The 26,501-nt window shown below is 34.3% G+C and carries 24 protein-coding genes; 8 read left to right on the forward strand and 16 right to left on the reverse strand.

The genetic code is table 11. From position 1 onward, the window contains the following. Positions 1–4 precede the first annotated feature (4 nt). The 3 genes from ABEG63_RS12115 to ABEG63_RS12125 form a co-directional block, all read right to left on the reverse strand. Complete coding sequence (locus tag ABEG63_RS12115; RefSeq protein WP_346585084.1) at positions 5–2,773, reverse strand: hypothetical protein; 2,769 nt, start codon at positions 2,771–2,773, stop codon at positions 5–7. Positions 2,774–2,844: 71 nt separating this feature from the next. Next, on the reverse strand, positions 2,845–3,957 hold the full coding sequence (locus ABEG63_RS12120) for a TonB-dependent receptor plug domain-containing protein (RefSeq protein ID WP_346585086.1): 1,113 nt from the start codon (positions 3,955–3,957) through the stop codon (positions 2,845–2,847). 12 nt (positions 3,958–3,969) lie between these two features. Further along, on the reverse strand, positions 3,970–4,488 hold the full coding sequence (locus ABEG63_RS12125; protein WP_346585088.1) for a sigma-70 family RNA polymerase sigma factor: 519 nt from the start codon (positions 4,486–4,488) through the stop codon (positions 3,970–3,972). Positions 4,489–4,893: 405 nt separating this feature from the next. Here ABEG63_RS12125 and ABEG63_RS12130 point away from each other — a divergent pair, with 405 nt between their 5' ends. After that, positions 4,894–6,096 carry a C1 family peptidase gene (locus ABEG63_RS12130; protein ID WP_346585090.1) on the forward strand — a complete coding sequence of 401 codons (1,203 nt, stop codon included), beginning with the start codon at positions 4,894–4,896 and terminating at the stop codon, positions 6,094–6,096. 403 nt (positions 6,097–6,499) lie between these two features. Here the strand turns inward: ABEG63_RS12130 and ABEG63_RS12135 are convergent, their stop codons facing one another. Together ABEG63_RS12135 and ABEG63_RS12140 are read right to left on the reverse strand one after the other, a co-directional pair. After that, the gene (locus ABEG63_RS12135) at positions 6,500–7,261 is read right to left on the reverse strand and encodes an acyltransferase (protein WP_346585092.1); all 762 of its coding nucleotides are present in this window, start codon (positions 7,259–7,261) and stop codon (positions 6,500–6,502) included. Between the two features lie 398 nt (positions 7,262–7,659). After that, complete coding sequence (locus ABEG63_RS12140) at positions 7,660–8,721, reverse strand: NADH:flavin oxidoreductase (protein ID WP_346585094.1); 1,062 nt, start codon at positions 8,719–8,721, stop codon at positions 7,660–7,662. Between the two features lie 136 nt (positions 8,722–8,857). On the opposite strand from ABEG63_RS12140, the gene ABEG63_RS12145 reads away from it, so the two are divergent. Beyond that, positions 8,858–9,250: a helix-turn-helix domain-containing protein gene (locus tag ABEG63_RS12145; protein ID WP_267402423.1), complete on the forward strand. Its 393-nt coding sequence runs from the start codon at positions 8,858–8,860 to the stop codon at positions 9,248–9,250. Positions 9,251–9,418: 168 nt separating this feature from the next. Then, a complete protein-coding gene (locus tag ABEG63_RS12150; protein WP_346585096.1) occupies positions 9,419–9,661 on the forward strand; it encodes a hypothetical protein in 243 nt (80 codons plus the stop codon). A gap of 60 nt (positions 9,662–9,721) precedes the next feature. Here the strand turns inward: ABEG63_RS12150 and ABEG63_RS12155 are convergent, their stop codons facing one another. The 3 genes from ABEG63_RS12155 to ABEG63_RS12165 form a co-directional block, all read right to left on the reverse strand. Then, positions 9,722–10,072: a hypothetical protein gene (locus tag ABEG63_RS12155; RefSeq protein ID WP_346585097.1), complete on the reverse strand. Its 351-nt coding sequence runs from the start codon at positions 10,070–10,072 to the stop codon at positions 9,722–9,724. A 28-nt stretch (positions 10,073–10,100) separates the two neighbouring features. Then, complete coding sequence (locus tag ABEG63_RS12160; RefSeq protein WP_346585099.1) at positions 10,101–10,835, reverse strand: methyltransferase domain-containing protein; 735 nt, start codon at positions 10,833–10,835, stop codon at positions 10,101–10,103. Between the two features lie 88 nt (positions 10,836–10,923). Beyond that, positions 10,924–13,356: a thiamine pyrophosphate-dependent enzyme gene (locus ABEG63_RS12165; RefSeq protein WP_346585101.1), complete on the reverse strand. Its 2,433-nt coding sequence runs from the start codon at positions 13,354–13,356 to the stop codon at positions 10,924–10,926. A gap of 138 nt (positions 13,357–13,494) precedes the next feature. Here ABEG63_RS12165 and ABEG63_RS12170 point away from each other — a divergent pair, with 138 nt between their 5' ends. Next, positions 13,495–13,788 carry a hypothetical protein gene (locus tag ABEG63_RS12170; protein ID WP_346585103.1) on the forward strand — a complete coding sequence of 98 codons (294 nt, stop codon included), beginning with the start codon at positions 13,495–13,497 and terminating at the stop codon, positions 13,786–13,788. A 1-nt stretch (position 13,789) separates the two neighbouring features. Here ABEG63_RS12170 and ABEG63_RS12175 read toward each other — a convergent pair whose 3' ends face one another. The 6 genes from ABEG63_RS12175 to queA all read right to left on the reverse strand — a co-directional run bounded on the left by ABEG63_RS12175 (position 13,790) and on the right by queA (position 19,361). Continuing rightward, complete coding sequence (locus tag ABEG63_RS12175) at positions 13,790–14,767, reverse strand: polyprenyl synthetase family protein (protein WP_267402417.1); 978 nt, start codon at positions 14,765–14,767, stop codon at positions 13,790–13,792. A gap of 69 nt (positions 14,768–14,836) precedes the next feature. Then, positions 14,837–15,715 (reverse strand): hypothetical protein, encoded by an 879-nt coding sequence (locus tag ABEG63_RS12180; protein WP_346585105.1) that lies wholly within the window; start codon positions 15,713–15,715, stop codon positions 14,837–14,839. Positions 15,716–15,802: 87 nt separating this feature from the next. Continuing rightward, positions 15,803–16,741 (reverse strand): sterol desaturase family protein, encoded by a 939-nt coding sequence (locus ABEG63_RS12185; RefSeq protein WP_346585107.1) that lies wholly within the window; start codon positions 16,739–16,741, stop codon positions 15,803–15,805. Between the two features lie 77 nt (positions 16,742–16,818). Further along, positions 16,819–17,853, reverse strand: coding sequence for a 23S rRNA (adenine(2503)-C(2))-methyltransferase RlmN (gene rlmN / locus ABEG63_RS12190; protein WP_267402414.1), 1,035 nt, complete (start codon positions 17,851–17,853; stop codon positions 16,819–16,821). A 42-nt stretch (positions 17,854–17,895) separates the two neighbouring features. After that, positions 17,896–18,243, reverse strand: coding sequence for a four helix bundle protein (locus ABEG63_RS12195; RefSeq protein ID WP_346585109.1), 348 nt, complete (start codon positions 18,241–18,243; stop codon positions 17,896–17,898). Between the two features lie 68 nt (positions 18,244–18,311). Then, entirely contained in the window at positions 18,312–19,361 is a 1,050-nt protein-coding gene (gene queA, locus ABEG63_RS12200) for a tRNA preQ1(34) S-adenosylmethionine ribosyltransferase-isomerase QueA (protein WP_267402412.1), read from the reverse strand. 175 nt (positions 19,362–19,536) lie between these two features. On the opposite strand from queA, the gene ABEG63_RS12205 reads away from it, so the two are divergent. The 4 genes from ABEG63_RS12205 (at position 19,537) to ABEG63_RS12220 (ending at position 23,702) form a co-directional block, all read left to right on the forward strand. After that, positions 19,537–20,229 (forward strand): AIM24 family protein, encoded by a 693-nt coding sequence (locus tag ABEG63_RS12205; protein ID WP_267402411.1) that lies wholly within the window; start codon positions 19,537–19,539, stop codon positions 20,227–20,229. Positions 20,230–20,390: 161 nt separating this feature from the next. Beyond that, positions 20,391–21,776 (forward strand): Gfo/Idh/MocA family oxidoreductase, encoded by a 1,386-nt coding sequence (locus ABEG63_RS12210; RefSeq protein ID WP_346585110.1) that lies wholly within the window; start codon positions 20,391–20,393, stop codon positions 21,774–21,776. Next, positions 21,766–22,674, forward strand: coding sequence for a sugar phosphate nucleotidyltransferase (locus ABEG63_RS12215; protein ID WP_346585112.1), 909 nt, complete (start codon positions 21,766–21,768; stop codon positions 22,672–22,674). The genes ABEG63_RS12210 and ABEG63_RS12215 overlap by 11 nt, the downstream gene beginning before the upstream one ends. After that, positions 22,665–23,702: an aminoglycoside phosphotransferase family protein gene (locus ABEG63_RS12220; protein WP_346585113.1), complete on the forward strand. Its 1,038-nt coding sequence runs from the start codon at positions 22,665–22,667 to the stop codon at positions 23,700–23,702. Before ABEG63_RS12215 ends, ABEG63_RS12220 begins: the two co-directional genes overlap by 10 nt. Positions 23,703–23,840: 138 nt before the next feature. Here ABEG63_RS12220 and ABEG63_RS12225 read toward each other — a convergent pair whose 3' ends face one another. Both ABEG63_RS12225 and ABEG63_RS12230 read right to left on the reverse strand, forming a co-directional pair. Next, positions 23,841–24,329 (reverse strand): DNA-deoxyinosine glycosylase, encoded by a 489-nt coding sequence (locus ABEG63_RS12225; RefSeq protein WP_346585115.1) that lies wholly within the window; start codon positions 24,327–24,329, stop codon positions 23,841–23,843. A 174-nt stretch (positions 24,330–24,503) separates the two neighbouring features. Then, entirely contained in the window at positions 24,504–26,498 is a 1,995-nt protein-coding gene (locus ABEG63_RS12230) for a S9 family peptidase (RefSeq protein WP_346585116.1), read from the reverse strand. Positions 26,499–26,501 lie beyond the last annotated feature (3 nt).

The raw sequence follows: 26,501 nt of genomic DNA on the forward strand, positions 1-26,501 counted from the left end.
AGCTTTAAAATTTAAATGAAACCATACATCCGAACGATTTAAAAGAAGGTAAATTGAAAAAGTCCAATCCTTTTCCATTATCTGTATCGTAAAAACTCTGATTAGGATCTGTTCCTTTATTTGCCTGCCAAAGCAGAATATTATTCACATAAAAAGTCAGGGTAAGAGTTCGGAAAGAATTATTTATAGGAAAATTAGCAGATAACGAAATATTATTAATTCGAACATAATCCGCTTTTTGTACATACTCTTCTGCAACTCCCAAATAACCATATCTCGACCATCGGTTTTCCGTAACATCCTGATTTTGGTTATAAAAATCAACCGGAATTTGATTTATTTTTCCGTTTGAATGAACACCCTGAAAAATATAATTTTTGATATTCCTTTCCTCACCGGACTGGTAAGAACGTCCGTAATAATCGAAAACTGCTTGTGTTCCGTTCCAGATTTGTCCGCCTTTTTTCCATTCCCAGTTGATGTCTAAAGAAAACCGTTTGTAATTAAATGTATGATTGAATTTCATCACAAAATCAGGCGTCGGATCGGCAATAATTTTCATTCCATCGGCTTTTTCAGGAAAACCAAATTCATCAATAATCAATTGATTATCTGCATTTCGTTTAAAATAACTTCCCATAACTGCTCCCAAAACCTTACCTTTTGAAAGGGTTTTATAAATATCATTAAAACCTGAAATCGCCCAATTATCATATTCCGCAGCCACCCGATCAACAATATCTTTATACTTAAAAAACGAAATTTTATTGGCGACATAAAAATCCTGACCTAAGCGAAAACGTTCATAATTAAAATTGAATTCAAAACCGCTGTAGGTATGATCTGCCATATTTTTCAGCTTCAAATGATTATTTTCGAAGAAAGGAAATACATCATTTTTGATTTTTCGATTAAAATATTCCCCTTCGAGACTTATTCCATATCCCAGATCCAGTTTTCCGCCAATTTTCCATTCATTGACATCTGTATTTGAAAGATTCTTAAAGCTTTCTATCTCATAAACCGGAAAATATTGATACGAGCTTTCTGCATTGAGCAATGTCGTTGCATAAGAAGCATATGACCTTGTTATTTCAGGTTCAGCGCTTAATTTTGTGTAAGCTCCCACCAATTTGAAATTGACCCTCCTTATATTGAAAATATCATTAAACTTGAGAAAAGCATTCGCCTTCGGAAGCCAATATGCGTTTTTATCTGACGTGTTAGAAATATAGAATGAATTTCCAAGATTAACTCCCATTTCAAAATAATTATCGCTGATTTCCATGTTATAATTAAAACCATAATCCTGAGAAGTTCTTTGATAATTGTATTTTCTACCAGTTAAACTGTTATAAACATCCGATCTTCTGTCATTTAAAATAAAATTTGCAGTGAAAATATTTTTAAATTCATAATTACCCAATGTATAATTTCCTGAAATATTAGAATGATACAAACTATTATTCTGCGTTCTTTCATTTATAATTCCATTGAGAAATCCATACGTGGAAGGTTTATACTGATCGAAATTCCAGAAATAGTCATTTTCGTAGGACTGACTTATATTTAATTTAAAATCGCCCCATTTTTTTGCTATATCTAAACTGAATTGCCTTCTGCGATCCCGATAATTATATTTATTTTCTTGTTCAAAAAGGAAAAAAGGATTATCCGCTGACGGGCTGTAGCTTCTTTGCAAACCATTCGGAAGAAAAATATCCTGACCATTTGAAAATGAGATTGGAGTCAGTAAAGCATTTTGGTAAATTCTATTGAAAAGTCCTATTCTGTTCGCACTGGTTGCTTTATTTTCTTCATAATTAAAAACAGCATTTACCGTGTAACCTTTAAAAGTAGCGTTCAGTTTAGATTTCAACGTATTCGAAATATTAAACTGATCGGTAAAATACATCTGATCTTTCTGCTGACCTAATTCCAATGACAACCTCACCCTTTCCTGATACCCTTCTTTAATAAAAGCATTGACCTTTAACTGATTATTATATCCAACTGTTGTTTTAAAAATATCATTATTGTAAACTTTAGCGGGTGAAACTCCTTTATTAAGACCAACCAATTTCCCGTTTTGATCGTAGTCATAGGGCTGACCATCAAATGCTAAAGACGAAATATCCGGACCGAAACTGAAAAGTTCATTTGTCTCAGGACCTCTCCATACCAAATTTCCATTTTCAGATCTTCCCTGAACGTATCTGCTTTGCGTTTTGGGAATAGAATTTCTGGTTTTGATATCGAAAGAAGTCGTAAAACTTCCGTTGAAAATTAAATATCGCTCCTGAATGGATTTCAGCTTGTACAAACTGTCATTTTTTCGTTTTAATTTCCGAACTGATGAAAAATATTTATCTGAATTTTTACTTAAACCCAAATTAGAGTTTTCAATACTGAATCGATCTGGTGAGCTTTCTGAAATTAGACTGTCGTACGTTTTGCTGTAAATATGAGCAACACTTTTTTTCTCATCCTGGCCTTCCAGAATAGATTTTAATTCTTTTAAACGGTAAGACATCACCACTTCTGTGTTCTTTCCGTTATTCCAAACTAACGTATCGTAAGGTTTTGCAGCAAGAATGGCAAATCCCTTCTCATCGGTCATTTCATAAATACCACTATTTTTATTAAATACCTTTAAAAAGTTTTGTGGTTTTCCTTTATGATTAAAAAAAATTCCTGAATAGTAGAGATTAGAATCCTGGGCAAACGCTACCACAGCTGTTGTCAGAAGACACAGAATATATATTTTTTTCATGGTTAATGATTTACTATGAAACAGAAATTATTTTAATTAATTTTCGACTTTGAAGGGAATTGATGCCTATCTTATTTCTTTTTAACTCCGGCTTTTATCAATATCTCATTTATTTTTTTTCTTTCAGCTCTCGAAATATCTTTTGTTTCCACGACAATGGCTCCGCCCGATGCTTTATTTCCGAAAAACTCAGTAGCTTTCTCATCTTTTAAAACCGTAATGGCTACAATTCGGTTAGGATCTAATGTTCTGAATTCATCTAAATTTGTTGGCTTACCATCAATAATATATAAAGGATTTTCTTTGGCTGAGGCAGCCCCGCGAATGATCACATCCACTTTTCCGGAACCGGGGTTTCCAGAAGGACTCATGCTTAAGCCAGCGACTCTTCCCTGTAACATATTTGCCATAGACTGATCGCCCACTTTTTCTGCCAATATAGTATTAGATGCCGCCTTCTTTTTATTTCGCAAATAAGTAGAGTTATAACCTAATACCAGTGGTTCTTTCAGTTCATTTTTAATCTCAAACTGGCTGTTTGAGTATGCTAAAGCTTCTGCAGTATCGGTTTCAAGCTTCATTTTAGATCTAACCATATCACTTGAAGAAACTAAAGAGGTAGAAGCATTAGAGGCAATCTTATCTTTTTTCAATCCCATCACAACCACTTCTTCAATATTTTTTATCTTTGCACTGTCCATCACTTTTGGTAAAGCGGGCGTTGATATTTCTTTGTAAACTTGGCTTCCTAGAGGGTTTTCAATTTCGTTAGAAGAAATAATAACCGGTTTTTCAAAAGATTTCTCTTGATGATAGGCTAAAATTCCCTGTTTTTTCGGCAGCCTCGGAGTTTTTATCTGACTTTGGATGTTTGACTTTACCGTGCTGTCAATTTTTTCAATGTGTGTATTTTTAGGCCCTGTTGCATTTTCTGCAACTGTATAGGATGTATTTTCAGCTGTAATCTTACTTTTGTTTACGAAATAGAATGTTCCGAAGCCAATCATCAAACTAGCTGCAATTCCGTAAGGAATCCAAGAAGGCATTTTCTTCTTTTTTTCTTCTTTTTTATCTAATTTTTCTTCAATTTGATTCCAAACTTTATCAAACCCCGGAAAAGTCGCAGGTTCTTCTAAAGCTTTGGAAGCTTCGTTGAAAGTTTTGTCTATATTATTATTTTTCATTGTGTTTACCGTTTAAATGTTTTGATTACCTAAAAGTTCCTGAAGTCTTTTTCTGGCAAAATTGAGTTGAGATTTTGAAGTTCCTTCACTTATGGAAAGCATCGTAGCAATTTCTTTGTGCGGATAACCTTCAATCGCAAAAAGATTAAAAATAGCCCGACAACCTTCTGGAAGGAAGTTTAAAAGACTCAAAATATCTTTTTCAAATGAAAGATTTTCAGTTCCCGACTCGTGAGATTCTGCATAGTTTTCATCTAAAGAAATATGCAACGCTTTTTGAGAGCGAAGTTTCTGCAGACATTCATTTACCGCAATTTTCTTTGCCCATGCTTCAAAAATATCAGGATTCTGAAGCTGATTCATTTTCGTGAAAATTTTATAGAAGGTATCTGCCAATGCTTCTTCGATATCTTCATCGTTTTTCAGATAACGCTTACAAACTGTATACAGCTTGCCCGCCATCTTTTCGTAGACTTTCCGCTGTGCATTGCGGTCGTTACGCTGACATTCTATCAGTAATTCTTTTTCCATAGTCAGGCTTTATACTTATAGAGATGCATGAAATTTCAGAAAGGTTGGAAACATGGTAAACTTTTTTTAAAAATAGTTGAAAATGATGAGTAGCACAAATAAAAGAAAGAGGTTGGAAGTGGGAAGTAGGAGGCTGGAAGTAAAGTTAGCAACTTCTACCCTAGCCCCGATTGCAGCGTTTGTTTGAGCTCATTTTCAGTGATTTCGGCGCGGCAGCGAAGCTGCCGCGCCGAAATCACTGAAAATAGCGAGTGCGGAAAGCGGGAAAAAGCTTCAAATAAAAAAACTTTCTAACATAAACAAATTTAACTTTTCATAAAAAAACTCAATATTAAATTTAACTTTTACCTTTGTAACTAATCTTTAATATGAACGACTATTCATATAAATAATCTTTTTATAGTAATGAAAAATAGAAAAATTGCGTCGTTACTTTTTGTTTTGTCTGCAGGAAGTATGATGTTTGCACAGGATGACTTAATCAATAAGTTAAAAAACAACCAATCTCAAAATGCTAACTTTCAATTTACTACGGTAAAAGATGTGGGAGCCACTTCAGTGAAAAATCAGGGTTCTTCAGGAACTTGCTGGAGCTATTCAGGGAATTCTTTCCTTGAATCCGAAATGCAGAGAATGGGGAAAAAGCCTGTGGATCTGGCAGAAATCTTTACTGCAAGAAATTCTTATCACGACAAAGCAAAATTATATGTTTTAAATAATGGAGCTATCAGCTGGGGAGACGGAGGAGAATTGCACGATGTTGTAAATATGTACAAAAAATATGGTGCCGTTCCTCAGGATGTTTATACAGGACTGAAAGCTGGACAAACTTTGAATAATTTCAAAGAAATGCAAGGGAAATTAAAGCCTGTTTTGGATAGTTTGGTTCAGGCATCGTCTAAAGGAAAACTTTCGGATAACTGGATGTCTTCTGTTGATGCGATCTTAGATGAATATTTAGGAAAAGTTCCTACTAATTTTACATATGAAGGAAAAAACTACACTCCGAAAACATTTGCAAAGGAAGTTGTGGGCATTAATCCTGAAGATTATGTAGAAATTTCTTCTTATAAAGATTATCCTTATTATCAAAAATTTGTAGTTCCGATTCCTGATAACTGGAGCCATGATTCTGACTGGAATGTTCCGATGAAGGATTTAACTGCAATTGTAGACAACGCTGTAAACAAAGGATATTCCGTAGGTTGGGCAACCGACGTTTCTGAGCCTTATTTCTCTTATAAAAATGGGGTGGCGTATGTTCCGGATATGGATTTAGATCAGATTACTGCGGATAATAAAGCGACTTTATTTACGGAGCCTAAAAAAGACAAAACGATTACTGAAGATATGCGTCAGAAAGCCTTGAATAATCTTTCTACAACGGATGATCACGGAATGCATATCGTAGGATTGGCAAAAGACCAAACCGGAAAAGAATATTATATGGTTAAAAATTCTTGGGGTGTAACCAATGATTTTGAAGGATATTTGTATGTAACAAGACCTTATGTTGAATACAAATCAACGGCTATTCTTGTTCACAAAAATGCAATTCCAAAGAATATTCTTAAACAATTGAAACCAACTAAAAATATTGGATTGTAAGATCACTTTTTGCCTTTTATTGGCAATTTAGATAATTAATCTGTTAAAAACCGTTTTCATTTTTGAGGACGGTTTTGTTTTTTATTTATGTTTTCCATAAACTCTATTTCTGTAATTCATAATAGGTTTTTCAATACAAACATAAGAAATTGTAACTATGATAAAAGAAAGGAGGAAGAAAAGTATAAATTTTACTGTTCCGGGAATAAAACTGAAATAATTTAACTCCAACAATTTAAATACCAACCAATGTTGTAAATACAGAGAATATGATATTTTGCTTATAAACGTGAAAATATTTAAAAATAATCTGTTTGAACATTTAATTTCTTTAAAAACAGGAAAAACAAAAGCCAATCCCAACCCTAAAACGGAATAATAAAAAGTATTAATATAATAAAGATTAGAATAATGATTTCTGATAATAATATACTGATTGCTCATTATTAAAAACGATTCCAAGCCCCAACAGAATATATCTGCTTAAAAGAACTTTCTTTTCATAAAAATAAAAAGCTATCGACATTAAAATACCCACAGCTATCGCATCTAATCGTAAAAAAGCCACTTTTCTTACTCCTTCATAAAAGTTGAAATTATAATGACTGAAAGCAATCATCCGCATTAGAAGAAATCCGGGCAGAAATATAAAAACACCCACAGCAAATATTCTTTTGGTAGATAAATTCTGTTTTATTTTTTTAATCAAGAACAGAGTAAAAGGGAATAAAATATAAAACCATTCTTCAATACTTAAACTCCATGAAACACCAAAGAAAGTAGGTTGTACATGAAAAAAATTCTGAATGAAAAGAAAATATTTCCATAAGGCAACATCTGCATTTTTAACGGAATCAAAATATTTATTACCAAACCAATAAACAAAAAGCATTATAAAATAAAGAGGTAACGTACGCAACCATCTTCTGATAATAAAATTCTTTACGTTTTGTCTTATATTATTAGTCTCAAATACTTCTATTAATAATTTTCCAATCAATACACCGCTTAAGACAAAAAATAATTCAACCCCAAATAAACCACTGAAAAAACTAATAAAAAACGAATATTCACCCTCATAAATATACCCCAAAACATGCCCTGTCATCACCAATAAAATGGCAAGGGAACGAATAATATCAAAACCAAAAATTCTCTTTTCCAAAGCAGTTTAATAGAAATTACAGAAACGATATCTATCAATTCTAACATCGATATAAATCATAAATATTCAGTTATTTACACCATTATAAATGTATTAAACTGAATTTCATTAAATTCTTTAAACCACGTTATAAAACCTTGCTACAATAAAAATTTTACGAAAATTTTACCTAATTTGATTAAATAGTAAATCACCACTTTTTCAATTTTTAAACAAGCCCTATTTCTAAATAAAAAAACCAGCTTTCAGAAATCCTGAAAGCTGGTTTCGTTTAAAAATTTAAATAGGTAATCAAAATATATAAATTGTGAACAGCTGATATCACTTTGCCAGTGAATAGTTGTTAATAATGAAGGTTAAAATTAACAGCAAAGCAATTCACCATTCACAATTGAATTTTAGTATAAAGTAGCTAAACTTTCAGCAGAAAAATCAAGAAGTTCTTCCATGTTTCCTTCTTTAACTTTCATCACCCAGTTCGGATCCTGTAAAAGTGCACGTCCAACGGCAACAAGGTCAAAATCTCCTCTTTCTAATCTTTCGGTAAGCTCGGTTAAATCTGCTTTTTCGGTTCCCTGACCGGCAAATGCACCCATAAAATCCCCTTCCAGACCTACCGAACCCACAGTAATTGTCGGTTGACCGGTAATTTTCTTAGCCCAACCCGCAAAATTCAGATCAGAACCTTCAAACTCAGCTTCCCAGAAACGTCTTTGAGAGCAGTGGAAAATATCCACCCCAGCCTCTTTTAATGGTAATAACCATTCTTCCATTTCTTCAGGAGTGTGAGCCAATTTTGATTTATAATCCTGTTGTTTCCACTGAGAAAGACGGATGATAATCGTAAAATCTTCTCCAACAGCAGCTCTGATCGCTTTTACAACATCGACCGCAAATTTGCTTCTTTCCTTCAACGTTTTTCCACCATACTCATCTGTTCTGGTATTCGTCACTTCCCAGAAAAACTGATCGATCAGATATCCGTGCGCTCCGTGAATTTCCAACACATCAAAACCAAGATCTTTAGCCGATGTGGCAGAAGCTGCAAACTGAGCAATTGTATCCTGAATATCTTCCAACGTCATGGTAGAAGCCTTTTCCATTTCTTCCAGCGGATAATCTTCAGAACTTCTAGTGTCTCCAACATGCCAGATTTGAGGTCCCATTTTTCCTCCATTTTCATGCACGGCATCAATTACGTTTTTCCAGCCTTTTAAAGCTTCTGTTCCATAAAAATCAGGGATATTCTGAAGGTTTTTAGAAGCTGGTCTGTTAATTACTGTTCCTTCAGAAAGAATTAATCCCACTTCCGCAGCTGCTCTTCTTGCATAATATTCCGTAATTTGCTGAGTAGGAACTCCATTATCAGACTGCGCTCTCGTCATTGGAGCCATTACGATTCTATTTTTAAGTTCTAAATTTTTATATTTAAAAGGTTTGAATAATGATTCTGTACCCATTGGTAAAAGTATATTTTATAATTGTTACACAAAGTAACTAATAATAGTTCATTTTTGTATCTTACAAATTAAAAAAAGTGGTAACTTTCGAGTAACTTACATTAGTAACGTAAAAGTAACGCTTGAAATTTTTACTATGAAAAAGAATGAGTTAATGGCTTACAGTTGCCCTTTAGGGAAAGCGATGTCGGCTTTAGGAAGCAAATGGAAACCTATTATTGTATTGGTTATCAAAGATCGAAAATTACGTTTTGGTGAACTTGCCGTGAGAATTAATGTGATTTCCAGAAAGGTCTTGACAGACCAATTGCGCGAAATGGAAACCGATGGATTGGTGATTCGTGAAGAATTTAAAGAGCTTCCTCCACGAGTTGAATATTCTTTGACTGAGAAAGGATTGGCTTTGCTGCCTATTTTATATCAGTTGGAGGAATGGGAAACGAAATATCATGTTTACGATCCTGAAAAAGCGAAAGATTGTAAGATGCTTTTGGAGAGTAAAAAATTGACTAGAACTGTGGAATCCTAACAATTACAAGATGCAGTTGATACTTTTTCCACTTTTGATATTTTCCATTCATTGTAAAGAAGTTAAGAACGTTGACTTCTCAGGGGAATGGAATTATGAAAGTTTTGATGATAAAAATCCGCTTACGAATAAAACATTTCTTTACAATTCAATCAAAAGAAAGATTCGGTGAACGGATATTATTGTTCTGTATCACGAAATGGAAACAGAGTAGATTGCTTTGATGAAAAAGATCTTAATCTAAAAGGAAAAGTGAATCATGATACTTTATTTCTTGATTTTAAAAGCAGTTTTAATAATGAAACCGACAAAGCAAAACTCTATTTTAAAGGTAAAAAGCTGTATTGGACTATTACAAAATCTAAAGGCATAAACTATTTACCTTCGGATATTTTGCTTGAAAAAAATTAATTCAAATCTCAATTAACTAACTCATAATCAATACGCTTTCAAAAGTTATTAATTTTGGATTTATAATTTATTAAGTTTTATCTCCACACTTTCAGGATAATTTCCATTAATATAATTTACAAAACCGTTTTGAATTATAGCTTTTGAACCAGCTTTCGGAATTATATCTTTATATTTAAAATGAAGAGTATCATTTTTTAACTCATAACTTCCAGAATAAATTTCTTCATCCCGCATCATTCCTCTAGAAATAAATTCAAAACTTTTATCATCATACATTTTTAAATATATCCATCCTAAAGGAGCTTCTCTATCGGCTGAAAGAATCTCTTTCTTTTCATTTTTACAATTGATAATTACCATTAGAAGGAATATATAGGTAAATTTTATTTCAAAGTTTTTTAGTCTCATATCGTGAAAATTTCGGTTTAACATTATTTTACTTCTTAATAATCAGCATATTCGAAAAAGGTGTTAATTTTTGATTTCTTACAATCTTTAAATTTGCACTAGAAATTGCTTTCTTCCAATCCTTTTCACTCAAAAAATGAAATGCTCCAATATTAAAGAAAACGAAGTTCGTAAAATCTCTGAATTGCTCTGAGACAACGATTATACCGTCATCTTTTAAAATCCTCTTTGCCTCTTTGAAAAATAAAACTCTTTGTTCATGATCCAAAATTTCATGCAAAGAAGTTATTGCCAAAATTACATCTTGAGATTTATCCTCGAAAGGTAATCGATTGGGCGAAATCTTTATTTCTTTAGGATGTGGAGGAAATATTTTTTTTGACGTTTCAATTCCTTTTTCCTGTTCATGACGGTTTCCAAAGATATCACAAACCGTCAAGTTTAAATTTGGATATTTTTCCTCTAAACTTTTAGACAAAGGATCAAAACTTGCGTGAACAAGAATAGTATTTTCAATTTTTTCCCAATCTATTATTCCATTTAAATTTTTCAGTTCATACATATCAGACTTGTCGTATAAAGTATAAGACGCTGCGAGTGAAGCGATGATATTTAAAACAATTAGAGCACTTAGAATTCTAAATAATAACTGAATCCAATCTATATTAATCCAAAAAGAAGCGATCAATAATACAGCTAAAACAACTATTCCTAAAAGGATTTTCTGATAATTGAAAAGAATGACAAGTTTAGTAATTTTCACGATTATGTTTTAAAAGTGAATGTACAAATTTTCAACAAAAAAACCGCCTCCAAAAGAAAGCGGTTTCAAAATTTATCTAAAATCTCAATTAAAATATCGCAGGATATTTTTGAGGATTTGTTTCATTGAATAAAGCATAAATTCTTTCTACCATATCATCTGAAGATGGCTTAGAAAAGTAATCTCCGTCACTTGCATACGCTGGTCTATGGTCGTTTGCAGCAATCGTTAACGGATCAGAATCTAAGAATCTGAAGGCTTTTTGTTTCTCTAAAATCTGTTGAAGGATAAACGCTGAAGTTCCGCCTTCCACATCTTCGTCGATTACAACTAATCTGTTTGTTTTCTTCACAGATTCAGCAATTTCGTGCGTTAAATCGAAAGGAATTAATGACTGAACATCAATAACTTCGGCAGAAATTCCCAATTTTTCCAATTCATTAGCAGCTTCCATAACGATTCTCCAGGTCGAACCATAAGTTACCAAAGTAACATCTTTTCCTTCTTTTGTCACATCGATTTTTCCAACAGGAATCGTGAATTCACCTAAGTTATCAGGCTGCTTTTCCTTTAATCTGTAACCATTTAAACATTCAACAATTACAGCCGGTTCGTCTGCTTGAAGCATTGTATTATAGAATCCTGCAGCAATCGTCAAGTTTCTCGGAACCAAAACTAAAATACCTTTTGAAAGGTTCAGAATTCCCGCCATCGGAGAACCTGAATGCCAGATTCCTTCCAATCTGTGACCTCTCGTTCTGATAATTACCGGAGCTTTCTGACCACCTTTTGTTCTGTAATGAACCGTTGCCAAATCGTCGCTCATTCCTTGTAGACAATACAAAATATAGTCTAAATACTGGATCTCGGCGATTGGTCTTAAACCTCTCATTGCCATCCCAATACCTTGTCCAAGGATTGTCGCTTCACGGATTCCTGTATCTGCAACACGAACTTCTCCGTATTTTTCCTGCATTCCTTCAAGCCCTTGATTTACGTCACCGATATTTCCGGCATCTTCACCAAACACTAAAGTTTCAGGATATGTTTCGAAAATTTTATCGAAATTGTTTCTTACCACTACTCTTCCGTCAACCTCTTCTGAATTTTCAGAGAAAACGGGCTTTACTTCTTTTACATTTTCAGCTTTCCATTGAGACTGAGAATATAAGTGAGAAGAATAATTGTCTTTTTCAACTTCAAAAATCTCGTTGTATTTCTGCATCAATTGGTTTCTTTCCGCAGAATTTGTTCCTCTTGTCGCTAATATTGCTTTTCTTGTTAAATGGAAAACATCTTTCTTAGCTTTTGAAACTAATTTATTGAAATGATTAATATAATTCTCAATTTCAGCATTTTGTCCTTTCAAATTTTCAACTAAAGGCAACACCGAATTGATTAAATCTGTAATCGTTTTTTGATAATGATCCCAAGCATTTTTCTGTCCAGCTTTTACTGTTTTCTTCGCTTCATCATCTATAGAATCCAACTCTTCAACAGTAGCAATTACCTCTTCTTTTCCTTCAATTTCGATTGAATAATTTAAAATCCATTCTCTGAATTTTACCAATCCGTCAAATTGAGCTTCCCAAGCCAAACGCTCTTCGTTTTTATATCTTTCGTGAGAGCCCGAAGTCGAGTGACCTTGAGGCTGTGTAACTTCAGTTACATGAACTACAACCGGCACACTTTCAACTCTTGCAAACCGCTCTGCTTTTGCGTAAGCATCCAATAAAGCCGCATAATCCCAAGCTTTCACCTGAATAATTTCACAACCTTGGTTTTCACCTTCTTTTCTTTGGAAACCGCTCAACATTTCAGCGATATCTGCTTTTGCTCTCTGATTTTTTGTAGGAACAGAAATTCCGTACCCGTCATCCCAAATAGAAACAACCATAGGAACCTGAAGCGCACAAGCTGCATTCAGAGTTTCCCAGAAATGACCTTCTGCCGTAGAAGCATCTCCAATGGTTCCAAAAGCGATCTCGTTACCGTTGTTGGAGAACTTTTCAGAACCTTCAAACTGTACAGATTTATACACTTTAGAAGCCTGAGCCAATCCTAATAATCTCGGCATTTGCCCTGCTGTGGGAGAAATATCTGAAGATATATTTTTCTGAGACATCAGATCTTTCCAGCTTCCGTCTTCGTTCAAACTTCTTGTGGCAAAGTGCCCATTCATCTGTCTTCCAGCTGATGCTGGCTCTCTTTCAACGCTTGTATCTGCATACAACTGCGCAAAGAAACTTTCTACCGACAATGCATCTACAGCCAATGAAAAAGTCTGATCTCTGTAATATCCTGAACGGAAGTCTCCATTTTTGAAAACCTTCGCCATAGCCAACTGAGGAAGCTCTTTACCATCCCCAAAAATACCAAACTTAGCTTTTCCTGTTAAAACTTCTCTTCTGCCCAAATAAGACATTTCACGAGAAATTCTTCCTAATTTATAATCTCCAAGTATTTGATTTTTAAAATCTTGAAAGGAAATTTGCTGTGTTTCAATATAGGTTGTTTGCATAGCCAAATATTAAATATTTTTTATTTTGAAGTATTTTGCTAATATACACTTTTTAAATTAATTTTAATTTTTAATAATCTTTTTTAAAAATTTGATAATAAAAAAAATTGTGTTTATCTTAGAATAAATTTGTAAAAGATGGAAAAAAAGTCGACTCACATCCTTAATGCATCGAGCAATCTTTTAGGATTTTCGCTGGTGATTATCACTTCATTAAAGATTACCAAGATCAGTCACAGCACGTATTTAGACGAATTCTCGGGAGTGGCGTGTCTCTTTTTTGCCTTCAGTTGTTTCTTCTCTTTTTTAGCCATAAGAGCTACCAAGCAAAAGCGTGGAAACAGGTTTGAAACTATTGCGGATTATTTATTTTTAATCGCTTTATTTTGTATTGTTCTAGCTGTTATTATCGTAACAATGAAGGTTATATAATTTAAAACTTACGCTCAATAACGTAATCCAGCATAAGATGTAACGATTTTCTCGCTTCAGATTCAGGAAATTCATTCAGAATATCTTTTGCTTTTTGCTGAAAATCTTTCATTACTGTAATCGCATACTCTAAACCACCTGAATTTTTAACGAAATTAATCAACTCTTTCACACGTTTTTGGTCATTATTATAACGCTTAATCGTATTGAAATAGTATTTTTTATCTTTCTCGTTGGCAATTTTTAACGTATGAATTAAAGGCAAAGTCATTTTTTGCTCTTTAATATCAATTCCTACAGGTTTCCCGATCACATTTGAACTTAAGTAATCAAAAAGGTCGTCTTTGATCTGGAAAGCCATTCCTGTATAAGTTCCGAAGTCCATCATTTTTTTAGCCAATGTTTCATCCGCATTATTAGACAAAACTCCGATTTCACAACAAGCGGCAATTAAAGTAGCTGTTTTCTGGCGGATAATTTCGTAGTAAACATCTTCTGTAATGTCTAATTTTCTAGCTTTTTCTAATTGAAGAAGCTCACCTTCAGACATTTCGCGAATAGTTCTTGAAATAACGCCCAACAAATCGTAATCTTTGTGATCCGTTGATAATAAAACCGATTTCGACAAAAGATAATCTCCTACCAAAACTGCAATTTTATTCTTCCACAACGCATTGATTGAAAAGAAATTACGACGCTTGAAACTTTCATCTACCACATCATCATGCACCAAAGTAGCGGTATGAATCAACTCGATCATGGAAGCTCCACGATAGGTTTTCTCATTGACATTTCCGATAAGCTTTGCGCATAGAAATACGAACATCGGGCGCATTTGTTTTCCTTTTGTAGTAACGATAAAACGAGTTACTTTATCTAATAAAGGGACTTTGCTCTGCATTGATTCATAAAACTTTTGTTCGAAAAGTTTCATTTCCTCATTGATGGGTTGCTTGATTTCTTCTACAATGTTCGCCACAATCTTCGAATGATGGATAAATTACTAATTCTTACAAAGATAATTTTTTTCAGCCAATTTTAAGATAAATTAATCTTTGAGTTTATCTTTAGGAATAAAATAAAAACTCGGTTTTGCAGTTCCTAACGGCGAATGGAATTTTTCACCCGAAATATACACTCCGGATTCATCCACAGAAATGCCTTCAATTTGCCCGACGGAAAGCGCGCTTCCTAAATAATAATGCTTTGGATTTTCTTTAAAAAAGATTCCCGGTTCTGTTTCTTTGAAGATATTTAAAAACACTTCTGTTTTCTTTGTATAGCCTACCAAATAAAGCTTTTTATCAAAATAATAAGCATCGCTAACTACATAATTTGTTTTAAAACTCTCCACTTTTTGAGCTTGCTGATTTTCTGAAATTTCAGGATCTACCGTATAATGTGTAGTTGCTTTTGAAGCCCATTCTTTTGTAAAAACATGAATTTTTCCGTTTAAATAAATCATGGCTTCTGCATCGAAATCTGTATTTATATTTCTCGATGTAAAATCTGTTTGCTCAGGATAATTAAAAGAAATCGTCTTCACAGAATCATTAATTAGACTCCCGTTTTGGAAAGGAACTTTGTAAATTTCTAAATCTTTTCTGGTTCCGGCATTGTTTCCAAAATCACCGATATAGAAGTTGCTTCCGTCATTGGTAAGCGCTTCCCAATCTTTATTTTTAGCATTTACTCTTAACGTGTTTATAATTTCACCTGTATTTTTATTGATCTCAAAAATTTCTGGCGCATTTCCGCTATCGTTGAACGTATATAGTTTTCCATCAAAAAAATTAAGCCCCGAAGTTTCCTGAATTTTTTCATCCAAATAATTGACTCTGTACTTTTTGATCTTAAACAAATCGGCCTGTTGAGCAAATGAAAGCTGAGAAATAGTAATTGCTAAAACAACAATAATCTTTTTCATATCATAAAATTCCGGGGTAAAAATAAAAAAACGGACCGAAGTCCGCCTAGTGATTATATAGATTTTATTGAAAAATTAACGTTTGGTTTACGCTGTCTTTTGCTGAGCGTCGGCTTTTTTTCTAGCTTTCTTAGCAAGATATTCCTTTTGAAATTGCCTTACCGTTTTACCAGTTCCGTCGTGTCGCCATCCCGGAGAATTGAAAATATAATTGATTCGATCTGAAAATTTTAAACCAGGTTGTTTAATATCCTTCCAGATTTTTCGCCATTCATAGAAAAGAACAGTATCTGGTCTATTGTCCGGCATTTTAGGGTAGATTCCGTATTTTACAGGAACGTTAGGGTCTTCTTTTTCAAAAGTTCCAAAAATTTTATCCCAGATAATCAGGCACATTCCCATATTTCTATCCAGATATTTGATATTACAAGCGTGATGAACACGATGATGAGAGGGTGTTACCAAGATATATTCTAAAATCCCCATACTTTTTACGGTTTGTGTATGCACCCAGGTTCCGTAAACCTGACCGATGGCGTAAACCACCATAATATGCCAAGGATTGAACCCCAAAAACGCCAATGGAGAAAAGTATAAATATCTGTAAAGCGGCTGTAAAACCGGACTTCTGAAACCTGTTGTAAGATTGAAAAATTCTGAATTGTGATGGGTAATATGAACCGCCCAAAATGCCCTCGAATGGTGATCGACATAATGCAGAACATAGTACGCAAAATCTGTGATCACAAAACAGATCAGCCAATACCAAATCGTAAAATCCCAAGAGAATAACCTGTGACTGTAAAAGAAAAACATCACACCCATCGCAAAAGCCTTCATAATAAGGTCTAATCCGAAGTTCATCAATGCAAGATAGACGCTCGTAGCAACGTCTTTACCGTTATATAATTTAGCCTCTGAAACGTGGCTGTAAATCATTTCTGCCAGGATAACCGTAGCATGCAAAGGTATGGACCAAGCATATACATTTTCCAGCCCATCTTCACCTAAAAAATAATCCATCATCACCTTTTAGTTTTAATATGCAAAGGTATGATATTAAGAAATTTTTAAGAAAATAAAAGTGAGTTTTTAAGGAAATTTTAATCCGCTGTTTTGTTGGCCAGCTGTCCGCAAGCCGCATCAATATCACCGCCACGGCTCTTTCTTACGACGCAAACAATTCCGGCATTTTCAAGTTGACGAATATAATTTTCTTCAGCTTGTTTGTTACACTGGTCATATTTTCCGTCACCAATAGGATTATACTGAATTAAATTCACTTTAGAAGGAACCTGTTTACAGTATTTAATTAACGCTTTAATATCTTCATCGCCATCGTTAATTCCTTTCCAGACACAATATTCAAAAGTAATTACAGAACCGGTTTTTTGATACCAATACTGAAGAGCTTCCATAATATCCGTTAAAGGAAATTTATCCGAAAACGGCATGATCTCATTACGTTTAACCTCAATGGCAGAGTGAAGTGACAAGGCTAATTTCACACGTAATTCGTCATCTGCAAGCATTTTGATCATCTTTGGAATTCCCGAAGTAGAAACGGTAATTCTTCTCGGAGACATTCCCAAACCTTCCGGCTGAGTAATTTTTCGGATTGCTTCCACCACATTTTTGTAATTCATCATAGGCTCACCCATTCCCATAAAAACGATATTGGAAAGGGGTCTGTTGAAATACATTTTACTCTGGCTGTCAATTAAAGCAACCTGATCTACGATTTCCGCCACTTCGAGATTTCTCATTCTTTTGAGTCTCGCCGTTGCACAGAATTCGCAGTTTAATGAACATCCAACCTGTGACGAAACACAAGCCGTAGTTCTCGTTTCTGTAGGAATTAAAACAGATTCTACCAATAATCCGTCGTGAAGTTTCACTCCGTTTTTAATAGTTCCGTCTGAACTTTTCTGAAGCAAATCTACAGAAACAGGGTTAATGGTATACTCTTCTGCAATTCTTTCGCGAAGAGGTTTCGAAAGATTCGTCATTTCATCAATCGAATGGAGGTTTTTACTCCACAGCCAATCATAAACCTGCTTCGCACGAAACGGTTTTTCTCCCAAAGACACAAAATAGTCTTTAAGCTGATCTAGTGATAAAGTACGGATATCTTTCATAATATTTTAAAGAGCCAAGTTAAAAGTAAAAATTAAAAAGGGTTAAAGTTTGGTATTATTAACGATTGCAACCAGAATATTCTTCAATTCGGAACTTTCATTTAATAAATGTTTAAATTCCTCTGAATTATAATCATCTAAATTTTCTAAAATTCGAAGCCAAAAATTACTTTCTCGAGCTTCTCTTAAAGCAATTTTTACTTTATTTCTAAAATCAGCTTTAGAAGATCCGGCTTGTGATTCTTCATAATTAGCCCCAATTGAGGTAGCAGATTTACCAAGTTGAAATCTCACCAATTTACTTTCAGGATCATTTGGAAGCGTTCTTAAAAACTTAAGACAGTCTACTCCAAACGTAAAAGTTCTTGTAAGTAAATCATTTTGTTTCATCTTGATAAGTGTTACTTTTAACTTGTTTTGCCTTTTTACTTTTAACTTGGCTCTTTTTACTTATTTTGTTACAAAATTAACATTGCATCTCCATAAGAGTAGAATTTATACTTCTCTTTTACGGCTTCTTCGTAAGCGTGCATTACGAAATCTCTTCCTGCAAACGCTGCAATCATCATAATTAATGTAGATTTTGGCGTGTGGAAGTTTGTGATCATTGTGTTGGCAACTCCGAAATCGTGAGGCGGATAAATGAATTTATTCGTCCATCCTTGGAATGCAGAAATTTTTCTGTTTGAAGAAACTGAAGTTTCAATCGCTCTCATGGTAGTAGTACCAACAGCGCAAACTCTTCTGTTTTCCTGAACCGCTTTGTTGATGATCTCAGCATTTTTCTCGTCGATGATGATCTCTTCAGATTCCATTTTATGCTTAGAAAGATCTTCCACCTCAATTGGGTTGAAAGTTCCTAAACCAACGTGAAGGGTTACTTCAGCAAAATCGATTCCTTTGATCTCCAATCTCTTCATCAAATGCTTAGAAAAGTGTAAACCAGCAGTTGGTGCCGCTACAGCTCCTTCTACTTTTGCATAGATCGTTTGGTATCTCTCAGCATCTTCCGGCTCTACATCTCTTTTGATATATTTAGGAAGCGGAGTTTCTCCCAATTCTTTTAATTTTGATCTGAATTCTTCATAAGAACCATCAAATAAGAATCTCAAAGTTCTACCTCTTGATGTTGTATTATCGATAACTTCAGCTACCAAAGATTCATCTTCAGTAAAGAATAATTTGTTACCAATTCTGATTTTTCTTGCAGGATCTACCAAAACGTCCCAAACACGAGTTTCTTTATCAAGCTCTCTCAACAAGAAAACTTCAATTTTAGCTCCTGTTTTTTCTTTGTTTCCATACAAACGAGCAGGGAAAACCTTAGTATTATTAAAGATGAATAGATCTTTCTCGTCGAAATAATCAACCACATCTTTGAATAATTTGTGCTCAATTGTTTGAGTTTTACGATCAAGAACCATTAATCTTGCTTCGTCTCTGTGCTCAGAAGGGTGTTCTGCTAGTAATTCTGCAGGAAGGTCGAAATTAAAATCGGATGTCTTCATTTTTTAAATTACGGTTTAAAAATTATCAAATTACAAGGTGTAATTTTCGAGGTGCAAATATACGACATTCGATACCCCTTTGTCAAGTATTATTTAACATAAATAAAAAACCGTGATATTACGGTACTTTTCAACGGTAAAAAAAGCTATTTTTGAGACAGAAAATATTACACTTATGAGCAAATATTCAATCGAATCATTCGTAAACGAAACAAAAGAAAATCCACAAAAAAGAGATTATTTTGAACTGGAAAAGCCTGCCTTGCTGGAAATTAATCTCAACAACCAATATGTTTGGACGAAAACCGGAAGTATGGTAAGCTACATCGGAGACATCAAATTCGAAAGACAGGGAATGCTTGCTGGCGGATTGGGAAATTTGTTGAAAAAAGCCATCAGCGGTGAAGGTGCAAAGCTAATGAAAGCCGAAGGAACGGGGAAATTGTATGTTGCCGACGAAGGTAAAAAAGTAAGAATTCTTTATTTAAATAACGAATCTGTTTGTGTAAACGGAAACGATGTTTTAGCACATGAGCAAAGCATAAAAAGTGATATCACCATGTTAAAAAGCATTGCCGGAGTAATGTCTGGCGGACTTTTTCAGGTTAAACTTTCCGGAACAGGACACATTGCGATCACCACTCACGGTGAACCATTGACCTTGATGGTAACTCCTGACAGCCCAGTTTTTACAGATCCCAATGCCACCGTTGCTTGGTCTGGAAATTTAAGTCCTGAACTGAAAACCAATGTTTCTCTTAAAAGTTTAATAGGAAGAGGAAGTGGTGAAGAGTTTCAAATGAAGTTTTCAGGGAATGGTTGGGTGCTTATTCAGCCGTATGAAGAGGTTTATCGCCTAGAAAAGTAATTTATTTTTTATCATATAAAGACTATTTCACTCTTGAAATGGTCTTTTTTTTATTTTAAAATGTAAATATTTTATTCATAAAAATTAATTTATTCAACTTTATTCACTTTTTCATTTTGATAATAATATTTCAATATCTTTACTAAAAACAAAACATAAAGATGACGACACGTAGAGATTTCATTAAAACAACAGCATTGGCAAGTTTTGGTGCTCTTGTTTTACCCAGTTCATTATTTTCATATTCTAAAGGTTTCGCAGCAGATAAAAAAGTTCGTGTAGGCTTCATTGGTGTAGGCTTGCGAGGTCAGGAGCACGTAAAACTTTTAGCAAAAAGAGATGATGTGGAAGTCGTGGCATTTGCTGATCCCAGTAAAATAATGCTGGCTGCCTCTCAAAAAATCCTGAAAGACAATAATAAGGCAGCGGCGAAAGAGTTTTCAAACGGAGAATATGATTACCGGAACCTTTTAAAGCTTAATATTGATGCCGTAGTGATTGCAACCCCTTGGGAATGGCATCTTACGCAAGGTGTCGAAGCGATGAAAGCTAAAAAAATTGTAGGAATGGAAGTTTCCGGAGCGATAAAACTGGAAGATTGCTGGGAATTTGTAAAGGCTTATGAAGAAACAAAAGTTCCGATTTTTATGATGGAAAATGTTTGTTACCGACGAGATATTATGGCAGTTTTAAACATGGTTCGTAAAGGAATGTTCGGAGAATTGGTTCATGGAAGGGGCGGTTATCAACACGATTTACGCGACGTTTTATTCAATGATGGAATTACACCTTACAAATCAGGGGTAGAATTTGGTGCAAAAGGTTTCAGCGAGGCAAAATGGCGTACTGAACATTATGTAAAAAGAAATGGCGAACTCTACCCTACCCACGGGCTTGGGCCTATTGCCATGACGATGAATATTAACAGAGGAAACAGATTAACCAGACTTTCTTCATTCTCATCAAAAGCGGTCGGTTTGCATAAATATATTGTGGAACATCCGAAAGGTGGCGAAAATCATCCGAATGCAAAAGTGAAATTCAATCAAGGTGATATTGTTACCACACAAATTGCCTGTGAAAATGGTGAAACCATACTTTTAACGCATGACACGAGCCTTCAAAGGCCTTACGATTTAGGTTTCCGAGTTCAAGGAACGGAAGGAATCTGGCAGGATTTCGGTTGGGGCGATTTTAATCAGGGGCATATTTATTTTGAAAAAACCATGAATCACACCCACAAATGGGACAATTCTGAACAATGGTTAAAAGACAACGACCATCCGATGTGGAAAAAGTTTGAAAGCAAAGCCACAGGCGCGGGACATGGAGGAATGGACTTTTTCGTTATGAATACTTTCATTGAATGTATCAAAAGAAATATAGAATTCCCGATGGATGTGTATGATTTGGCGACATGGTATTCTATCACGCCACTGAGCGAAAAATCAATACAAAAAGGTGGAGAGGCAATTGATATTCCTGATTTCACCAAAGGACAATGGAAAAACCGTAAACCTGTATTTGGAATGACCGATGAATTCTAAGAAAACACTACTCATATTAGCCGGCGGACTCGGAAGCCGATACAAAGGATTAAAGCAAGTCGACGGAATTTTAGATAACAACTCGCCCATTTTGGAGTATTCTATTTATGATGCGCTGGAAGTGGGTTTCAATAAAATCGTTATCATTATTAACCGTTTTATCCCCGAAAGCTATATTGAAAGGCTTGAAAATATTTCTAAGTTAAAAAACTTTGAACTTCATTGGGTTTATCAAGATATGGAAAAATATGTTCCGGAAAATATTGATTTTGAAGATCGACAAAAACCTTGGGGAACTGGTCATGCTATTTTATGTGCAAAAGAGGTGATTAATGAGCCTTTTATAATGATTAATGCTGATGATTTTTACGGCAAAAAAATATACAGCTTAGCGGCACAGGAAATCGACTGGAGAAATATTTCAGAACAGCAATTTGAAATGATTGCCTACCCCATCGAAACAACATTAAGTGATAACGGAACCGTAGCAAGAGGAATTTGCACGATAGATTCTGAGAATTTCTTGATAAATGTTGATGAACAAACTTCTATCAGAAAAGAAAATAATTCAATAATTTACACTGAAAACGGAGAAGATATTAAAATAGATTCAGATACTTTGGTTTCCATGAATTTTCTGATATTTCATCATAAAATATTCACTTATCTCGAAACTTATTTTAATGAATTTTTGAATTCCAAACCGGCAATTACAGAAGAGTTTTATATTCCGCTTGCCGTTCAGAAAATGATTGATTCTGATAAAATAAAAGTATTGGTGAAAAGGTCGCCTTCTATTTGGAAAGGGATGACATACCCTGAAGATAAAATTATTTTGAAGGATTTTTTAGAAAACGAAATTCAGAACAAAATATATCCTGTAGATTTATGGAATTAAAAAATATTGTTCAAGAATTCATTTGTACCGAAAATTATAAAATTTCTCCGATAACTAACGGGCTGATTAATTCCACATATCTTTTTGAAGACCATGATAAAAGGGAAAAATATATTCTTCAGAAGATCAATACTTCAATTTTCAAAAACCCGAAAACCATTATTCATAATCATTTAGAAATAAATAATCTTCTTCAAAAGAGTGATTACCATCTGAAAATGGTGAATCCCATTCATTCAATTTCAAATCAATATTTAATTAAAACTGAAAATGGAGAAGCATGGAGAATGCTCAGTTTTATTGAAAACAGTACAACCTTTTTAAAAGTTTCGGATAAAAAAACGGCTTACGAAGCAGCAAAAACTTTTGGTTATTTTTTGAATATCATTAATTCAGAATCAATTGTAAACATCAAAGAATCGCTTCCTGATTTCATTAATTTTGAGAAAAGAATGGTTGATTATAATGTTTCGTTAAAAACTGCTTCTGAAACTTTCCTGAAAAATTCTGAAAAAGAAATTGAATTGGTAGATCAATTGCTGGATCTACCGGAAAAATGGATTGATATGGAAAAAACTCAACTTCTTCCCAAGAGAATTATTCATGCAGATCCGAAAATAAGCAATATTCTTTTTGATCACAATAATGATCCTTTAGCCGTTATAGACCTCGATACAATCATGATTTCGACAATTTTATATGATTTTGGAGACATGATTCGATCCTACACGAACACTACAGACGAAGACGACGGTAATTCTGAAAATAATTTTGATCCTGAAATATATGAAGCCGTGAAAGCTGGATTTTTATTGAATTTAAAAGAAAATCTGACAAATATTGAGATTGAAAATTTGGATTATGCAGCACAAGTCGTTATTTACATTCAGGCAGTGCGATTTTTAACGGATTATTTGAATGGAAATATTTATTATTCAACAAATTATCCTAAACATAATTTAGATAGAACGAAAAATCAATTAATTCTTTTGAAAGGATTGAGGGAATATTTGAATAGAACTTTATAAATGCTTCGACTTTGCTCAGCATAACATGCCTAATACTAACTGATTTTTGAGATGTCTCTCGCAGATTTAGTAGATTACGCAGATTTTTTAATTTTAATTATCCTTAATCATCTGCTGAATTCGCGAGAGACTTACCCTTTATAAAAACTTTAAAATAGCCTTCCATTCCTCTAGCTTTTTTTCAAAAGAAATGGTGTGAAGCGGGCTGGTTGACGGCAGAACATAAAAAGGAATTCTAAAATCTTTACCTAAAACTTTCTGTAAATTTTTAAATGATTTCCCACCATTGCAAAAAATGGTTTGTATGTTAGGAAATTCCTCTAAAAGTTCTGCAATTTGATTGGCTTCTTCATTTTTAATCTCGGAATCTAAACTTCCTTTTCTTTCACAGGAATCAATAACATCCCAAAGTGCAATATGATGTTTTTTCAAAACATTAATTCTTTCAGTATAATCTTCAGTAAAATTTTCATTAAATAATTCAAAAATAATTTTCCAGAATTTATTTTGCGGATGAGCGTAATATTGCTGTTTTTCTAAGGATTTTACACCGGGAATTGAACCTAGAATTATAATTTTAGAATCTTTGTCGATGATGGGTGGAAAAGAAAATATTCTGTCTTGCATGGATCAAATATATTTTGGCTAAAGCCATTGAAATATTATAAACAAAAAGCGGGCTAAAGCCCGCTCCTATTGATATTTTTAGTCGTTTTTACATTATGATAAACTTTTAAACCACCTCGTCAAAAATTCTTTCGAATTTTCACCATCCCTCCAAAGGAAGGGAATTTTTTATGATTACAAAGTTTCTTTTAACCAATCAAAGAACTCTCTTTGCCAAACTAAACCGTTTTGTGGATGTAAAACCCAGTGATTTTCGTTCGGGAAGTATACTAATTTTGATTTCAAACCTCTTAATTTTGCAGCCTGGAAAGCTTCCTGACCTTGTTCATAAGGAACTCTGAAGTCAATACCGCCCTGAACGATCATAATTGGCTTGTTCCATTTATCTACAAAATTACTTGGATTAAATTCTGTATATGCTTTTGGAAGCGGCTTTTCCCAAGGAGAACCTAAATCCCAATTGGCAAACCAAAGTTCTTCCGTTGTTAAATACCAAGATTTCATATCAAACAATCCATCATGAGCAATGAAAGTTTTGAATCTATTTTCGTGAATTCCAGCTAACATAAATACGCTGTATCCTCCATAACTTGCACCAACAGCAGCTACTCTTTCTCCATCAACATAAGGTAAAGTTTTCGCATAATCTGTTGCTGCCAAGTAATCTCTCATCGGCTGTCCACCCCAATCTCTTGAAATTTCCTCGTTCCATTTTGTTCCCCAACCCGGCATTCCGCGACGGTTTGGAGCAACCACGATATATCCGTTTGCAGCCATTAAAGCAAAATTCCATCGTACGCTGAAAAATTGAGTCAATGCAGATTGAGGGCCTCCCTGGCAATATACAAGAGTCGGATACTTTTTATTCGGATCAAAGTTTGGCGGATAGTGGAACCATACGCCCATTTCTTTTCCATCCGAAGTTTTTACCATTTTCAACTCAGATTTTCCCTGAGCTAAATTTGCATACATCTCTTTATTTGCTTCCGTAACCTGCTTCATTTCTCCGTTTTTCAAGTTGACAGAGAAAAGATCTGTTGCATGGTTTACATCAGTTCTTCCTACTAAAAGGGTGTTTTTCTGATCAGCAAAAATTTCATTTACATCAAAATCACCTTTGGTTATTTGCTGAACTTTAGCATTTTTAGCATCTAAAGAAAATAATTGTTTTGTTCCTCTGAAAGCCGCTGTAAAATAAATTGTTTTGGAATCTCCAGCCCAGAAAACATCGCCGGAAACACTTTCATCCCAACCTTGGGTTAGATTCGTTGTTTTTCCAGACTTCCAATCCAGGATTTTGACATCATTTTTATCAGCCTCATAACCGTCTCTGGCCATACTTTGCCAAATTAAAGACTTTCCATCCGGACTGAATTTTGGATTTACATCGTACCCTTTATTGGTTTCCGTTAAATTTTTTGTTGATCCTGAAGCTAAATCGTAAGCAAAAATATCTGTGTTTGTGCTTGTAGAATATGCTGCACCACTTTTAGGTTTTGTAACATATAAAAGTTGTGAAGAATCCGGGCTCCAGATGAAATCTTCAGCGCCACCGAAAGGTCTTTGCGGAGAATCCCACATTTTTCCTTCCAACAAATCTTTTGCTGAATCTACAGCAGATGAAGTATTCACTACAAAAACATGGTTGTATTTCCCTTCGTTAAAATAATCCCAGTGTCTATGATTCAAATCGGTATATACCTGAGCTGTCGTTTTCGGAGTATCAGAGAATTTGTCTTTCCCCATTACTTTTTCCACCAAAACCTGCTTGCTGAAAGCAATCTTTTTCCCGTCCGGAGAAATTACAATATTATCGGCATCACCAATGGTATAAAACTCAGACCAGGTTTTTCCGATGTCTTTTGACAAGAAAATTTTATCGCCTTCCTGAGCATAAATTCCGTTTTTATCCCACTGAATAAGGGCTTTTTTACCGAAATCTATTTTGGTAGACTGATGATTAAGAACGTTTAGAAAATAGTTCTCACTTTTTGTTTTTTCTGTTTTCAGATCCGTTTGTCCTACTTTATAAATAAGAGAAGACTGATCCGGCGAAACTGCCTGTACTCCCACTTTCTTCAAAGTCCATAGGATCTCAGGCGTCATTAACTGTTGTGCATTCATTAAAAGCGGAGCTGCCAAAGCCAGCAGACTGTACTTAAGTTTCATATA

Source organism: Chryseobacterium sp. C39-AII1, assembly GCF_039672645.1.
In the GTDB taxonomy this organism is placed as follows: domain Bacteria; phylum Bacteroidota; class Bacteroidia; order Flavobacteriales; family Weeksellaceae; genus Chryseobacterium.